This window comes from Solibacillus sp. FSL K6-1554 (genome assembly GCF_038005185.1).
In the GTDB taxonomy this organism is placed as follows: domain Bacteria; phylum Bacillota; class Bacilli; order Bacillales_A; family Planococcaceae; genus Solibacillus; species Solibacillus silvestris.
In genome coordinates this window covers 1863283-1876025 of sequence record NZ_JBBOSS010000001.1, presented here as the reverse complement: position 1 = coordinate 1876025, position 12743 = coordinate 1863283, and the positions used below count along the sequence as shown (strand labels likewise).

The 12743-nt window shown below is 40.4% G+C and carries 13 protein-coding genes; 3 read left to right on the top strand and 10 right to left on the bottom strand.

Annotated elements, in window-relative coordinates:
* Positions 1 to 93 precede the first annotated feature (93 nt).
* Positions 94 to 966, bottom strand: coding sequence for a DMT family transporter (locus MHB58_RS09150; protein ID WP_014823908.1), 873 nt, complete (start codon positions 964 to 966; stop codon positions 94 to 96).
* 455 nt (positions 967 to 1421) lie between these two features.
* Here MHB58_RS09150 and MHB58_RS09145 point away from each other — a divergent pair, with 455 nt between their 5' ends.
* Positions 1422 to 1802: a nucleotide excision repair endonuclease gene (locus MHB58_RS09145; protein ID WP_008407105.1), complete on the top strand. Its 381-nt coding sequence runs from the start codon at positions 1422 to 1424 to the stop codon at positions 1800 to 1802.
* A 226-nt stretch (positions 1803 to 2028) separates the two neighbouring features.
* Here MHB58_RS09145 and MHB58_RS09140 read toward each other — a convergent pair whose 3' ends face one another.
* From MHB58_RS09140 to MHB58_RS09105, 8 genes are all read right to left on the bottom strand, one after another.
* Positions 2029 to 2622, bottom strand: a complete 594-nt coding sequence (locus MHB58_RS09140; RefSeq protein WP_014823909.1) for a hypothetical protein — start codon at positions 2620 to 2622, stop codon at positions 2029 to 2031.
* A 141-nt stretch (positions 2623 to 2763) separates the two neighbouring features.
* A complete protein-coding gene (locus tag MHB58_RS09135) occupies positions 2764 to 3336 on the bottom strand; it encodes a 5' nucleotidase, NT5C type (RefSeq protein WP_014823910.1) in 573 nt (190 codons plus the stop codon).
* A 9-nt stretch (positions 3337 to 3345) separates the two neighbouring features.
* The gene (locus MHB58_RS09130; protein WP_014823911.1) at positions 3346 to 4422 is read right to left on the bottom strand and encodes an FAD-dependent monooxygenase; all 1077 of its coding nucleotides are present in this window, start codon (positions 4420 to 4422) and stop codon (positions 3346 to 3348) included.
* A complete protein-coding gene (ribD, locus tag MHB58_RS09125; RefSeq protein WP_014823912.1) occupies positions 4415 to 5530 on the bottom strand; it encodes a bifunctional diaminohydroxyphosphoribosylaminopyrimidine deaminase/5-amino-6-(5-phosphoribosylamino)uracil reductase RibD in 1116 nt (371 codons plus the stop codon). Before ribD ends, MHB58_RS09130 begins: the two co-directional genes overlap by 8 nt.
* A 12-nt stretch (positions 5531 to 5542) precedes the next feature.
* Positions 5543 to 6277 carry a GTP cyclohydrolase II gene (locus MHB58_RS09120; RefSeq protein ID WP_008407110.1) on the bottom strand — a complete coding sequence of 245 codons (735 nt, stop codon included), beginning with the start codon at positions 6275 to 6277 and terminating at the stop codon, positions 5543 to 5545.
* Positions 6278 to 6412: 135 nt separating this feature from the next.
* Positions 6413 to 7858, bottom strand: coding sequence for a sodium/pantothenate symporter (panF, locus tag MHB58_RS09115; RefSeq protein ID WP_173364554.1), 1446 nt, complete (start codon positions 7856 to 7858; stop codon positions 6413 to 6415).
* Positions 7858 to 8130, bottom strand: a complete 273-nt coding sequence (locus MHB58_RS09110) for a YhdT family protein (RefSeq protein ID WP_039967203.1) — start codon at positions 8128 to 8130, stop codon at positions 7858 to 7860. Before MHB58_RS09110 ends, panF begins: the two co-directional genes overlap by 1 nt.
* Positions 8131 to 8333: 203 nt before the next feature.
* Positions 8334 to 9317, bottom strand: coding sequence for a diaminopimelate dehydrogenase (locus MHB58_RS09105; RefSeq protein WP_014823915.1), 984 nt, complete (start codon positions 9315 to 9317; stop codon positions 8334 to 8336).
* A gap of 251 nt (positions 9318 to 9568) precedes the next feature.
* Between MHB58_RS09105 and MHB58_RS09100 the strand changes: the two genes are divergently transcribed.
* Both MHB58_RS09100 and MHB58_RS09095 read left to right on the top strand, forming a co-directional pair.
* Positions 9569 to 10027 (top strand): hypothetical protein, encoded by a 459-nt coding sequence (locus MHB58_RS09100; protein WP_014823916.1) that lies wholly within the window; start codon positions 9569 to 9571, stop codon positions 10025 to 10027.
* Positions 10015 to 10308 (top strand): YxcD family protein, encoded by a 294-nt coding sequence (locus MHB58_RS09095; RefSeq protein ID WP_008407115.1) that lies wholly within the window; start codon positions 10015 to 10017, stop codon positions 10306 to 10308. The genes MHB58_RS09100 and MHB58_RS09095 overlap by 13 nt, the downstream gene beginning before the upstream one ends.
* A 55-nt stretch (positions 10309 to 10363) precedes the next feature.
* Here MHB58_RS09095 and MHB58_RS09090 read toward each other — a convergent pair whose 3' ends face one another.
* On the bottom strand, positions 10364 to 12670 hold the full coding sequence (locus MHB58_RS09090; protein ID WP_014823917.1) for a YhgE/Pip family protein: 2307 nt from the start codon (positions 12668 to 12670) through the stop codon (positions 10364 to 10366).
* Positions 12671 to 12743: the final 73 nt, after the last annotated feature.

Sequence of the window (12743 nt, the reverse complement as noted above, 5' to 3'; positions counted from 1 at the left end):
CCTCCCCTGAATTCATCTCTTATCCTTTTCCGTATTTCTATAATAATAAACAAAATCAGCCATTTTAAACGGATTGCTTAAAATGGCTGTTCATTATATATAGGATTTCTTACGTCTAAAGGTCGGTTTGACTTCTGCAAACAAAATCGCAAAGAAGATGAGAACACAACCAACAAGCATACGCCCAGTTAAAATTTCATTTAAAATAAGGACGGAGAACATCGTACCGAACAACGATTCCGTTGATAAAATAATGGCAGATTTCGTAGGGTTTGCATATTGCATGCCGATATTTTGACATACATACGCCACAGCAGTACAAAATATTGCCAAGTACACAATGATGCCCAACCCTTCTGAAGTATAAGTCGTCGGCACTTCCCCTAGCATGACAACACTAATTACACTTAGGACAGTCGCCGTATAAAACTGGACAATTGTCAGCGCTAAAGCATCTTCAGTTTTAACAAATACATTTGTATAAAAAATATCGAAAGCGAATCCGACCGCACAAAGAATCGACAGGAAATCGCCAAAATTAATCGTCATCGAATCCTGCAATGATAAAAATCCAATTCCGACCACTGCCACACCAGCTGCAATAAACTCAAACCGGTCAATTCTTCTTTTGTAAATGACATAAGCGATAATTGGAACGATAATGACATTAATCGCTGTCAAGAATGCATTTTTAGATGGGGTTGTATATTCCAAGCCCATAGTCTGCAGGGTAAAGGCGATAAACAAGATTGCGCCGAGAATCGCACCTTTCCATATTACAGCTTTTGAAATGAGTTTTAATTTTTTATAGAAAATGAAACTTAAAATAATGGAAGCTAATAAAAATCTCCCGGCCATCAATTGAAAAACGGTCCAATGTTCAAGCCCTTTCGCCATTCCGACAAAACCGCTTCCCCACATGACAGCGGTGATGAGCATGAGAAGCTCACCTTTATATTTTTGCATATGATTCCTTCTCTCTTTTTAAACTGCTGTTTATGTATAATTGTTTTTAGCTGAACAAACTACTATTACAATAGACAAACTTCGAGGAAAAAGAAAGCGAAAATTCAAAAATTATCTTAACTTGTAGTAAAGTTAGAATTTTTTGCTTGACTGAGTACGTTACAAGTAGTTTTATATTAGCTAAAAGGTATGGAGATTATGGAATTGATTTAGTTTTGTTCGGAGTAACTAAATTAATAAAATTAGTTAAATAGTGTCGGATAATATGTATATAGTTCGTGTAGTTGATTAAGGAAATTCCTATTATATAGTCGGAAATATCTATAGTTTTGAAAATAACGGTAAAAAATCCGCTTATTTTACTTTTCTCCAATGCCTGGACTACTATATCAATAGCATTTTATCGTATTATCGTGTAAAATAAACTTTTAGAATAATTTAGGGACGTGAACAGTTTGATTAAAATTGAAATGCCAAAACCAGATTTAGTAATTCGTCAACGCGAACAAGTGTTAAAACCAGGGGATGTTGAAATTACACCATACTTCGGATTTATTGATTTCCATAAAATTACGCGTGATAAAGGCGGTATCTTCTTCTTCTATAATGAAAAGAACGAGCTTTTATTCGTAGGTAAAGCACGTAAAATCCGTCAACGTATTAAAAAGCACTTTGAAGACAATGTATCACCAATGAAAAACCACCGTGCAGAAATTCACAAAATTGAAGTTTATGAAATTGAAGATCCAATGGAACGTGAAATTTACGAAACATTTGCAATCAATCAATTCCAGTCAAAATACAATATCGATAAAGTATTTTTCGAACGCGCATAAATTGTGAGACATAGCCCAAAAATGCCATTTTCCTCCGAGAGAGAAAAATGGCATTTTTTCTATGCGTTGAAAATTGATTTCCATTCCGGGACGCTTTCCGCGGGCACGGCCTGAGCCTGTAGTCTCAGGCGTCGTGCTGTTCCCGCTGGAGTCGCCCTCCATTCCAATCAATTTTACAAAATATCCGTTTATTAATTTACTTCTACTTTTCTGCACAAATCTTTAATTATTCTGCTTTAAAATCGAGCATTTCGTTAATTTTCGATAAATCTTCCATAATGCCTTTTTTCTGGATGGCAATGCCGTCGTACCATTTGTTTAAAATGTCCTGCATGCCCTTCTCGATTTCTTTTCCTTCCGATACGAGCTGTACCATCACGTCGATTACTTTTGTACGTTCTTCGTAAAACTTGACGCGTGCCGGAAAATCTTTGCCGATGTTTTGTTTAAAAATATAGCCGAGTTTAATAATTCCATTATTCATCAGCTGCTCCGAGTAAAGTGTCGATCCGACAACTGCTAAACGCTCTTTAAAATCCGGCTCTTCTTTAATATAGTTTTGCATCAGGAGGGCAACCTCATCTGCGAAAGATTTGAGTTTGTTGCGCTGTCCTTCCATCAAATCTTTAGATTCCTCGAAAATATTTAGCATCAATTCTGTATGTTCAAGCATATTTTTCACTTTATTTAATGGTTCTTCACTTGCTCCATTCAGACGTACTTGAATTGTACGATATACATATTGGCGTTGTAAGTAGGCCGACAGTAATATAATCCCGTTGTAATGAACGCTTGCTTCGTAATGTTGTTGTGTTATCATAGTAAAATCCTCCAACCAGTATGTCTATACATTGTTAACAATACCACATATTCTTTCTCTTGAAAGGAAAAAATTCAAACTATTTTAACTTTTATATAAAAAAGAAAGTCTCGGAATGGCTCCGTGACTTTCCCATATCGATTACACCGATGCGTAACCGACCAGTTTATTGAATTCATCCCAACTTGTAAGACGGGTATATTCCACAGTCTGATTGTATGACTGGTTTTTCACGATTACTTTCGTTGTGCTACCAGCCAATGTGTTTAAAACAGCTGGTTTATCATCTACATATACATCAAGTTCCAGGTTTTTGATAATATCGATTTTCTCATGATCTGCCATCCCGCAGTAAAAACGCTCATCCACAACCGGGAACCCTTGTGCTTTTACCCATGCGCGGGTCTGTTCACAATACCCTTTCGGACGGGATGTAATATAGTAAATTTCATGCCCTTCTTCTGCTAAAGCGTTCAATACCTCTTTTGCGCCTTCAAAGCTTGGACAATTCGTGAAATAGATTTCTTCCATTGAGTCTTTCCACATTTGGCTGCCTTCTTCATTTGTTAGCCCAAATGGTTCATGAATTTCGACAGTTGCAATTGTATCAAACACATCTTCGCCAATCGTTTTGTTCAATTTTTTATTATATAAATGAAACGCATGTCGACGTAAATCGATTAACGTATCATCTATGTCAAATCCGAATTTCATATCCCTCACCTAACTTAATACGAGAAAAGCTTCATGAAACTTTTGCTCTTTTTCTATTTGTATTGCCTGGATTTTTTCAATCTGTTGTTTTCGTGCTGTTGCGCAGCTGATAAAATCAAATTTCTCATTTTCCAGTAGCATTTGAGCCAGCACATGGGCATCCATTAACGAACTATTTAATCCGTACGCGCCGGTCGGAGTCATCGTATGCACAGCATCCCCGATTAATGCAACACCTTCTTTACCCCATTGCTCCGTTGTACTGCTGAATACATCAAGCAGCACAAAGTCTTTCCATGACTGGATATGTTCCTGTACGACAGGGGCCAATTGTGGAAATGCTTTTACGAGCTTTTCAATAAACGGCATAAAAGGCTGTTTGCGTAATTCCGGATAGCTTCCTTTATTAATATTCCAGCCGATTTGTACAAATCCTTTTGCCTGTGTAAACAAGGAAATTTGCATGCCATCAACAAGGGCCATTTTAATGGAAGGTGTCCAATTTGCAGGTGCCGGTATTCTTGCCCAGAGCAGATCATAGCCATGATCGCGGATCGTTACATCCAAATTCGCCAATTTTCTAACTGTTGAAAAGCGCCCATCCGCACCGATGATAAGCTGTGCTTCAATTGTCAAATCGTTATCACCTTGTTTGGCGCGAACTGCTGTATATTGTCCGTGCTCATTTTGAACAAGCTCTTTAACCGTTGTATTCAATAAATAGTTAAACGTTGGATAGCCTTGTGCCTGCTCGATAATTGCTTGAAGCAAATGAGCTTGCGGAACATGGATGCCTAAATGCCCTACAGCCGGATCCGGTTCAATTGTTTTAAACTTTTCACCGCTCATCCAATATTCCAATGTTTCCATACGCAGCAAACCGAGCTGTTCAATTCTTTCGAATAGCTCATACTGTTTTAAAATACGCTCGCCTTCTTCATTTAAATGTTCCCCGCGGAATGCCTTTGCAAAGCCATTTGTCCGTTCAATTAAAAGAACAGACACACTATTTTTCGCCAATATATTGGCAAGAAGCGCACCGCCTGGACCACCGCCAACAATGCATACATCCACTTTTTTAATCATGTAAACCAGCCTTCTTTGGATAGGCAATAATACGCAAATCTTCCCCGACGTGAGTGACTTCACCGAATTCAAGCTGATTTGCCAAATCGATTGTTTCTACATCAGTTCCTGTAAACGGTGTAATGGAATTTTTCCCGCCCAATACTTTCGGTGCGATATACACGATATACTGGTCAATGAAGCCGCCTCGTAAAAATGACGCGTTCACATTGCCTCCACCTTCAACAAGTAGATGCGTAATACCCTTTTTATATAATGCTTTCAACATATCCTCTATGTGCAAGCCTGTTTTTTCTTTATCTACTCGAATAATTTCAACACCATTGCGCTCCAATTGCTGTGCCTTTTCTTCATCAGAATCGAGTGAAGTGACAATGATTGTACGAGCATCCGTTGTGTCCGCAATATGTGCATCAACCGGTGTTTTCAAAGTACTGTCCAACACGACACGTATCGGGTTACGACCTTGTCGATCATCATTTAGTCGCGTCGTCAGCTTTGGATTATCATTTAAAACCGTTTGTACACCTACTAATATCCCGTCCACTTCATGACGCAATTCATGTACATCCGCGCGCGCTTCTTCCCCTGTAATCCATTGTGAATGACCATTATATGTCGCAATTTTGCCGTCAAGTGTCATGGCGAATTTCGCAACTACAAACGGACGCTCTGTCAGCATATTATGAATAAAGCGTTCATTCAGCTTTTGTGCTTCCTCTTGAAGCACACCGACTTCCACTTCGATTCCCGCATCGCGTAAAAGACGAATACCGCGCCCAGCTACTTCAGGATTTGGATCTTCCGTGGCAACGACGACGCGTTTAAATCCGCTTTCTTTCAACAGCTTCGCACAAGGTGGTGTTTTGCCGTAGTGTGAACATGGTTCCAGTGTGACATAAATTGTCGCATCTTTTGTATGTTCACCTGCCATATTCACCGCATGTACTTCTGCATGGGGTTCCCCTGCTTTTCGATGAAGTCCTGTACCGACAATGACACCATCTTTTACGATAACGGCTCCAACTAGCGGATTTGGATTTGTATTCCCTCTGGCACTTGCTGCCAATTCAAGCGCAAGCTGCATATAGTCCTGATCAGTTTTCATTTGAAATTCTCCTTACACAGTTAACTTTTCAACAATTCCGATATGTCCAGACTTTTCTACTTTAGTTTTCAAGTACTGTTCATTCGTTTCCGTCAGGCCGCCCCATAATGGAATATGGCCATCCGCAAGTAAACCGTTTTCCTGCAATGCTGCAAGTTTTTTCGGATTGTTCGTAATGAGCGTTACCGGTTTTGCCCGCAGGACTTGCAATACTCGGATTGCATCATCATATGAGCGGACATCATCTTCAAAACCGAGTGCATGATTCGCTTCCACCGTATCAAACGCTTCTTCCTGCAATAAGTAAGCAAGTGATTTGGAAAACAGACCAATACCGCGACCTTCATGATCTGCCAAATAAAAGATAGCGCCACAGCCGTGTTCAACAATCATCTTCATGGATTCATGTAGTTGATAGCCACAGTCACAACGCTGTGAACCGAAAATATCACCTGTATGACAAATGCTGTGCATACGGATCAATGCATCATCCTGATTGGCAAAATCACCATACACAAGTACAGATGACTGCTGGCCAAAAGCTAAATGCATCGATGATACAGAGTCTACTACCTGTTCTTTCGTCTGGTTTTTTTCAACAGTTGTCCATGAGTACCACTGGAATGTTGCTTCTAGATTTTCTTGTTTTATAGGTAGCTTTACCGGTCCGACAACTGCAATATTCTGCAGATCATCACGACGTACAAGCTGAATTTTATCTTCTAAAATAGCCATTATTTTTTTCATCTTATCACCTTTATTTTTTATTAAGTTACTTTATGTAACCTAGTTTACAATAATAAGCGTTTAACGTCAAATAAACCAGAACTATCAATTGATAGTCCTGGTTTCTATCATACAGAGCCAAAACGATTCTGGCTATTAGAAATGGTAATCTTCTATTTTTTTCACCTTTTGTGCAATCAAACTTACTGCTACAAATGTGATAAGAGAAGCTATGATCGGAATTGTTACGGAATGCATGCCATAAATATTTTCCGCAAAACGGTAGATGACAATATATAATGTCAGGCCGACAATCATCGAACTGATAGCCCCGTATTTATTTGCTTTCTTCCAGTACAGGCCAAAAACAACACTCCATAAAAAGGCCGATTCCAGTCCGCCGAACGCAAACAAATTCAGCATGATTAACAGCTCAGGCGGTTTAACGGCAAAAATAACTACCGCGCACCCGATAATGCTTGTCACCCAGAAGCTGCGATTTTTAATTTGTGCATCGCTTGCTTTCGGGTTGATATAGTTTAAATAAATATCTTTGACAACCGTAGAACTTACTAGTATCAGCAGTGCATTAACCGTCGACATAATGGCCGCCATTGGAGCTGCGAGTACGATTCCAGCCAGAACGGGCGGCAGCACTTCCAATGTCAGCAGCGGCATGACTTTATCGCCGACTTCAATTCCCGGCATGACCGGACGTGCAAATACACCGATTAAATGCATGCCAAACATGATTGTCCCGATTCCGATTGTCCCGATTAAAATGGCTTTATGTAAGCTTTTCGAATCTTTGTAGCTCATCGCACGAACCGCGATCTGAGGCAAACCAATAACACCAAGTCCAATTAAAATCCAAAATGTTGAAACATACAATGGTGTCAGGTTTTGTTCCGCACCAAATGGCGTCACTAAATTCGGATTTTCTGCAACCAATCCTTGCATAATTGTGTCAACACCACCACCGGCAATGACTGTAGCAATAAGAAGGATGACCGTACCTACAATCATAATCGATCCTTGCAATGCATCCGTTAACGCAACAGCCCGGAAACCACCGATAATTACATACGCCAATACGGCTACCGCAAAAATGAGCAATGCACTTGTATAAGAAAGCCCTGTCAACGATTCAATCAGACGTGCCCCACCTACCCATTGCGCTGTCATGGAAGCAAAAAGGAAGATGATGATACTGATTGCCGATAAAATAACAATGGTATGGCTGTCATAGCGTTTCTTTAAAAAGTCGATTAATGTAATCGCTTCAATTCGGCGTGCCACAATCGCAAATTTTTTGCCGAGCACCATTAAAACAAAATAACCTGCAGGCAGTTGTGCCATTGCCAACAGAACCCATCCAAGACCTGTATTATAGGCAACTCCTGGTCCCCCGATAAAACTTGAGGCACTGCCATATGTCGCCATCATCGTCATCGCCAGGATGAAACCGCCCATTTCGCGACCGCCTAAAAAATATTCCTGTAAAAACGAATTAGATGTACGGACTTGGCGATTTGCCCAAATACCGATGCCAAAAATGATGATTAAAAATATGAGTAATGGAATAATCACAGACCAATGTATCATTTTTGATCGTCCTCCTCTTCAAGTGAAATATCTTTGAAGAAAAGCTTCATCGCAAGCCAGATGGCAATAATCATGAATATAGTTCCTGCGATACAGCTATAGAAAAACCATGCCGGAAATCCGAATACATAGTCATACTCAAGCGGGTCACCAGAACCAAGCCCATACGCAAATCCGAACCAGATTGCAAAGTTGATGATGACAAGCACGACACCGATCAGTGCTTCTTTATGTGCGATTTTAAAACGCTTATCCTGCACATTAAACATCCTTTCTGTTTACCATTTAAATCTGCTGTAATTTCAGATTCATTAGGGAATTAACTCGCTCTAAATGGACAACCGTCATTTTAGAGACTTAACCTCTCTATTCTACGTTGCCAAACCTTGAATGAAAAGACTTTGTCGACGATTTGTCTAGCAAAAATAAAAAAGCGGCGCCTAGATTTACTAGACGACGCTCCATTTGGAAATTACAGTAACTCTTTGCGCAAATCTGCCGGTGATTTTGGGGATAATAAACCGTATGGAATGTCGAACACCGTTTTTGCCCCTTTGTCTCCCTTTGCGTGCAATTTGTATGCAGCGCGGGCATAGGCAACGAGAACACTTGATGTAAACATCGGATTCGATTCAAGCGTTAATGAAAACTCCATAATTTGTTTGTCTGATTCGCCGGATTGACCAGAACGGATAACAAATCCGCCATGTGGCATACCTTGGTGATTTTCTTTAAATTCAGCTTCCGTAATAAAGTTCACAGTCGTATCATAATCCGCAAAATAATTTGGCATTTCTTTAATTTCTTTTTCAATCGTTGCTGCATCTGCACCTTCTTCCAATACAACAAAGCATTCACGGGCATGTTTTTCACGTGTTGTCAGCTCCGGATTTTCACCGTTGCGCACACGGTTAACCGCTTCTTTAATCGGCAATGTATATTGCACTGCATTTTTTACGCCTTCAATACGACGCACTGCATCTGAGTGACCTTGGCTTAAGCCGTCTCCCCAGAAAGTATATGTATTTCCTTCAGGCAGTACTGTTTCACCTAATAGACGATTCAACGAAAACAGACCCGGGTCCCAGCCAACCGAAATGATTGAAACTGTGTCACTTTTTTGTGCCACCGCTTCGACTGCATCAAAAAACTCCGGAATTTTTGCATGCGTATCATAGCTGTCAATCGTGTTGAACCATTGCGCAAAATGAGGAACTTGCTCCGGTAAATCCTTTGCCGAACCACCACATAAAATCATAACATCAATTTGTTCTTTGTAATTCGGTGCATCCTCCACTAAATAAACCGGTACGTTCGATGATTGGATTGAAACTGTAGCAGGATTACGACGTGTAAATACAGCTACCAATTCCATGTCAGCATTTTGTCCGATTGCTGCTTCTACACCACGACCTAAATTCCCGTAACCTACAATACCAATGCGAATTTTACTCATTATTCATTCCCCCAACTTAATTATTCGACGATTGCTCATTTACATCATGATGTAAATTCAGAATTTTCGTCTAAATTATATTTCATCATACAGTTTCATTTTTATGAATACAATATTTTTCGTTATTTTCACAAGAAATGTTATCTTTCGCGCGATGCTTGTATTATTTACATAAAAGTGTTTTCATTTTCTATTTAGGTGAATTTTTGATATACTGATAAAGTAAAAAATAGACTAATTGGGGGAAAAACATGAAAAAGTTATCAGCGATTTTATTAGCATTTACACTTGTCTTTTCAAGTGTAGGGACTACAATTTTATTTGCTAATGATGCACAGTCAGTTGAAGCAAAAGGTTACAAATCTGGGAAAAAAGGCTTCAACAGCAACAATAACAATTCTAATATTCAGAAAAACAACAACGATGCAACAAACCCGACAACAACAAAACAAAATAACAATACAACGAAAAAGAATGATTCAAATACAGCTTCATCAAACAAAGGCGGTTTAATGAAAGGCTTAATGCTTGGTGGTTTAGCTGGTTTATTATTCGGTAGCATGTTTGCCGGCATGGGTATGTTAGGTAACATTTTAGGTCTGTTAATCAACGTAGCAGCAATTGCGGCAATTGTCTTCTTCCTAGTGAAGATTTACCAGTTGATCAAACGCAAAAAAGATAAAGAGGTTACGGATACGTGGAAAAACTAACATTACTTGAACAAGATTTAATTAATGCCGTTTGTCTTTTCCATGCAAAATTTAAAAACACAGCACCTGAAGATGTGGAAGTGGAGCTGATGTATGATGATGTTGCGGGTTATTCAGCGGAAGCTTTCTACAATGGACAACTAGACGTTTACAACTCTGTAAATTTCATTATGGCACTTCGTCTGTATATTGATGAGCAGCTTGGCCGTGATTCAATGTCAGCCCGTATTTCACTTGCTATTGATGATGAAGAAGGCATGATTGCTCACGTAGAGTTTTAATAAAAAAACTGTAAGACCCGTCTCCTCTCAGATCTGAGAGAAGACGGGTCTTATTTTATGCAGTCGGCTGTACTTCCGGCGTATACTTCGTCGTAAGTGATTTGTAGCTTACGATAAACGCAATCAGTGCCAATACAGAAGCAGCGACTAAATAAATGACAAGGACTAAAGCATTCGATGATAACATTGATAGATCACCCAATGAAATAACCGATTTAAACCCTGAGATTGAATACGTAAATGGTAAATACGCACTTACAGCCTGCAAATTTTCAGGCAGCATTGGAATCGGCAAATTCGAACCTGTAATCGATAATTGTGCAACAGCAAGTACAAGTGCGATAAATCGTCCGATATTGCCTGCAACCGATACAAGGAAGAAAATAATTGACATGAACACAATGCTGACAAAAATCCCAAATAAAATAAACTGTACTACATGATCTACCGATAGCTGTAATACGACTAATGTAAATCCTGTAACCAATACCGCCTGAATTGTAGCAAACAGTGCTAATTGCAGCCATTTACTCACAAACCAGCTTATTGCAGAATTTGGCAATACAGCCGGCTTTTTAAAGTCAACAAACATGGACAACACAAGCATACTTACAAATAATGCCAACGATAAAATATACGGAGCTGTTGAATCGCGGTAATATTCATAAGCATTAACCTTCTCCCCTGCCAACGTGACCGGTGAAGAGAACATTGCAATATTTTTATCGGTAATTCGTAATGCCGCCACTTGCTCACGACCACCTTCCAAACCAGTCACCAATTCCGATGAACCTGCCTGAAGACGATTGACACCATCATTTAATGAAGTAACACCTTCTGTCATTGTTTGCCAGCCGACTGCAACGGTTTCATTACCCGTGCTGATTTGTGTCAGCCCGCTTTTCAGACTGGAAACACCTGCGCCTAATTTGTTCCATGAACTTGTTAGCGATGCGTTACCATTTGCTACTTGGGAAGCACCACCCGCTAAAGTAGATGCACCTGAAACGACCGCTGTCTGTCCTGCAACGAGCGCATCGATTCCTTTTACTGCCTGCCCTTGTCCAGCTGTTAATGAACTAATACCGGATACAATCGTTTTCTGACCGGCAATTGCGTTTTCAATTCCGGCTGTCAATGCAGGCATTGATTGTGCCATCTGGTTGGCACCATTGCTTAATGCATTTGCACTTTGAACGGCAACCGGATAAACGGTACCAAGCTCTCCTAAACCTGCACTTAAAGCAAGTAAATTTTCACGGTATGCTTCCATGCCAGGTGCTTGCGCCAATGTTTGCAGTAACGCTGCACCTTGTGCCATTTGTTCGATATCCGCCTGTTTTGACTGCAATACGGTCGCCAGCTGGTTTAAGCCTTTTGCCAACCCTGGATTCCCCTGCGTGCCGTCCCCTAGAGCGATGCCAGCATAAAGCCGATTTGCTCCTGCTGAAAGCTGCTGTAATCCATTCAGAAGATTTTCAGAACCGGGCTGCAATTTCTGTAAACCTGTATAAATTTCCGTTGAACCGCCTTTTAATGAATTAAGACCCGCTAACACTTGCTGTGAGCCGCCCTTTAACTGTGTCGCACCAGATGCCACTTGACGTGATCCGGACGCTAGTTTATTAATATTGCCTGTTCCACCATTGATTGCGGAAAGAAGCTGACCTGCCCCCGCATCAGCCGTTTTCGCACCGGCAGCAAGTTTGTTAATGTCTGCCGATTTTTCCGTCAACGATGTTAACAATGTGTTCGTCCCGTCCGCCAGCTGCTCTGTACCATCTGCAATTTGCTTCGAACCATCCGCTCCACTAGCAAATCCTGTTTCGATATCCGTAAATCTGGAGAATACCGTTCTGGCATAGGTCGCTGTAATTTTGTCCCCTAATTGTTCGCGAAGTTTTTCTACAGCACTGTTCGTAACTTGCGCACCCATGAAGTTTAATCCTTCATTTTGAATGTAACGCAATTCCGGCACTTGCGGATTTGCATCAAGAACAGTGGTCACCTTTTGGGAAAAGTCTTCCGGTACTTCTACCACTAAGTAAAATTCCTGCTTATCCAGCCCTTCCATCGCTTCTTCTTCCGTCACAAAATGCCAGCCCAATGAGTTACTTTCTTTCAATGTTTCCATTAAATCATTGCCGACATTGATCGCTTGACCACCTGAAACCCCTCCGGCATCCTTATTGACGAATGCAACCGGTAAGTTATCCAGATTGTCGTACGGCCCCCATGTAGCAGACAGAAGAACTGCTACATAAACAATCGGAATGAGCATGACACCGATCAATGCAATGAGTAAACCTTTGCGATTTTTCAGTGACTGCAATTCCTTCCCAAACAACTGAAACGACCCCATAAAAACCCCCCCTTTTTATGAAAATAATCCTATACGAATGAATAAAGACTCATTGCGTATATACAATAATATA

Excerpts from the sequence above, each read along its gene's own strand:
- MHB58_RS09150 (WP_014823908.1), bottom strand. The coding sequence starts at position 966 with ATGCAAAAATATAAAGGTGAGCTTCTCATGCTCATCACCGCTGTCATG.
- MHB58_RS09140 (WP_014823909.1), bottom strand. The coding sequence starts at position 2,622 with ATGATAACACAACAACATTACGAAGCAAGCGTTCATTACAACGGGATT.
- MHB58_RS09135 (WP_014823910.1), bottom strand. The coding sequence starts at position 3,336 with ATGAAATTCGGATTTGACATAGATGATACGTTAATCGATTTACGTCGA.
- MHB58_RS09130 (WP_014823911.1), bottom strand. The coding sequence starts at position 4,422 with ATGATTAAAAAAGTGGATGTATGCATTGTTGGCGGTGGTCCAGGCGGT.
- ribD (WP_014823912.1), bottom strand. The coding sequence starts at position 5,530 with ATGAAAACTGATCAGGACTATATGCAGCTTGCGCTTGAATTGGCAGCA.
- MHB58_RS09120 (WP_008407110.1), bottom strand. The coding sequence starts at position 6,277 with ATGAAAAAAATAATGGCTATTTTAGAAGATAAAATTCAGCTTGTACGT.
- MHB58_RS09110 (WP_039967203.1), bottom strand. The coding sequence starts at position 8,130 with ATGTTTAATGTGCAGGATAAGCGTTTTAAAATCGCACATAAAGAAGCA.
- MHB58_RS09105 (WP_014823915.1), bottom strand. The coding sequence starts at position 9,317 with ATGAGTAAAATTCGCATTGGTATTGTAGGTTACGGGAATTTAGGTCGT.
- MHB58_RS09100 (WP_014823916.1), top strand. The coding sequence starts at position 9,569 with ATGAAAAAGTTATCAGCGATTTTATTAGCATTTACACTTGTCTTTTCA.
- MHB58_RS09090 (WP_014823917.1), bottom strand. The coding sequence starts at position 12,670 with ATGGGGTCGTTTCAGTTGTTTGGGAAGGAATTGCAGTCACTGAAAAAT.